1 protein-coding gene is annotated in these 620 nt (G+C 67.9%); it reads right to left on the bottom strand.

Annotated elements, in window-relative coordinates; genetic code table 11:
- On the bottom strand, window positions 1-620 hold a 620-nt coding region (locus A5695_RS22635), incomplete at both ends, for a cutinase family protein (protein WP_156749809.1).

A 620-nucleotide genomic window follows, 5' to 3' on the forward strand; every position in this document is an offset into this window, starting at 1 on the left:
GCGTCGAGGTGGCTGGAGGCGAAGGCGACGCCTTTGTCGATCATGGCGCCGTCGTCGGCGTAGGTGTTGTGGGCGGCGAAGTTCATGCCGTCGGAGCAGACCGGGTCTTCGGTGGCGCAGACCTTGATGGTCTTGTCGACGAAGGTGGGGCCGATGACGACGGGGGGTTCACCGAGGAAGCTCATGGCGCGCACGTTGGGCATGCCGAAGAGCACGACCGAGGAGACGTGGCTGGCCACCGTGGGGTCCAGGGGCTTGGGCACGGTGTTGGGGTCGATGCCCTCGGGTACCGAGGGTGAGGTGACAAAGCCCATGATGGCTGCGCCTTGGGAGTAGCCGCCGAGCACCATTTTGGTGTTGGGGCAGTCGTGGGCCATCGAAACGACGTGGGCGCCAGCGTCTCTGACGCCGTCGATGCCGGTGTCCCATTGGTCGCTGGCGGGGTAGTTCACCGGGTAGACGTCGAAGGACCGTGCGCCGAGGCGCGAGTGCAGGGAGTCGACGAAGGCTTGGCCGGTGGGGCCGACACCGGGGGCTTCGCCGGTACCGCGGGCGAATACCACCTGCACGTCCGGACATTGGGCGGCGGCGGAGGGGAGAAGGGAGCCGGCGAGGGCCGA

This window comes from Mycobacterium sp. E1747, from assembly GCF_001667775.1.
GTDB lineage: Bacteria > Actinomycetota > Actinomycetes > Mycobacteriales > Mycobacteriaceae > Mycobacterium.